The 1,522-nt window shown below is 72.5% G+C and carries 1 protein-coding gene; it reads right to left on the reverse strand.

Annotated elements, in window-relative coordinates; genetic code table 11:
• A partial coding sequence (locus LWC33_RS34600; protein WP_255693983.1) for an MFS transporter occupies positions 1 to 1,522 on the reverse strand: 1,522 nt, incomplete at both ends.

The raw sequence follows: 1,522 nt of genomic DNA on the forward strand, positions 1-1,522 counted from the left end.
GGGAGCCGGCGCATCCGCAGGGAGTTGGCGAGCCCGACCGCGGCGGCGAGCAGCGGCACGAGCAGCCCGACCTGCAGCGCGAACGGGCGGGCCTCGGTGTTGATCCGGATGACCTCGAGCCGGATCGCCTCCGGCTGGGCGGCGAGCAGCCCCGCGAGCCTGGTGTTGCTCATCAGCTCGGCGTCCTCCTCGAGCACCTGGGAGATCTGCTGCTTCTCGCCGGGCGGCAGCACCGTGCTCGCGTCGGTCTCCGCCGTGAACGTGGCGGCGAGGGCAGCGAGCATGATCGCACCGGCGAACGCGAGGCCGAACGAGAGCCCGAACGACCCGGCCGCCGAGTTGACCCCGGCCGCCTCGCTCACCCGCTCCTCCGGGACCGGGGAGAGGGTGTAGTTGTTCAGCTGCGAGACCAGCAGCCCGAGCCCGGCGCCGGCGATCGCGAGCGGCCCCACGAGCACCCACCCCGTCCCGGCCCGCGGGACCAGCGGCAGCAGCATCAGGATCCCGATCACCACCAGCGTGAACCCCACACCGACCACCGTGCTCGGCCGCCGCCGCCCACTCCGCTTCCCGGCCAGCAGGGCCAACCCGAACATGCTCAGCGACAACGGCGCGATCGTCAGGCCGGCCTGCAGGGCGTTGTACTCGAGCACCATCTGCAGGAAGATCGGGAGCACGATCATGACCCCGCCCAGCGCGATCTGCTGCAGCAGCTGCTGAGACACCCCGACCCGGAAATGCGCCGAGCGGAACAGCCCCGGGTCCAACAGGGCCGGCTCGGCCCGGCGCGCCCGCCGCCGCAGCCAGAACACCAGCCCCGCCAGCCCGGCGACGCCGATCGCCAGGACGAGCCCGACCCGCTCGCCGCCCTCCTGCCAGATCAGGATGCCCAGGACCAGCCCACCCATCCCGAGGACCGAGAGCACCGCGCCCACGACGTCGACGCCCCGCGGCCCGGTGTAGGGGACGTCGCGCACCAGCTTGGCCCCGCCCAGCACCACCGCGATCACGACGACCTCGAGCACGAACCCGACCCGCCAGGACAGGAAGGTCGTGATGAACCCGCCGAGCAGCGGACCCACGGCGGCCGCGATCGCCGCCGCCGCCCCCACCAGGGCGTACACCTTCCTGCGCGCCACCCCGTCGAAGTTGCCGTGGATCAGCGACTGCATGGCGGGCAGCAGCAGCGACGCGCCGATCCCGCCGATCACCGCCCAGAACACGATCACCGCCGTGAGGCCCTGGGCCAGCGCCATGGCGATCGCGCCCACGGCATAACCGAGCAGGCCGACCACATAGGCGCGCTTGCGCCCGACGAGGTCGCCGACCTTGCCCCCGATCAGGATGAAGGCGGCCGACACCAGCGCCTCCAGCGCGATGGCGGACTGCACCCCGCTGACCGTGGTGCCCAGATCGTGCACCACCGCGGAGATCGACACGTTCATCAGCGACGTGTCGACCACCAGCACGAACATCGCCATCGCGAGCAGGAGCCCGAGCACCCGGCTCCCGGTCGGCGCCT

The sequence above is a fragment of the Pseudonocardia terrae genome, assembly GCF_021343995.1.
GTDB classification, from domain to species: Bacteria; Actinomycetota; Actinomycetes; order Mycobacteriales; family Pseudonocardiaceae; genus Pseudonocardia; species Pseudonocardia terrae.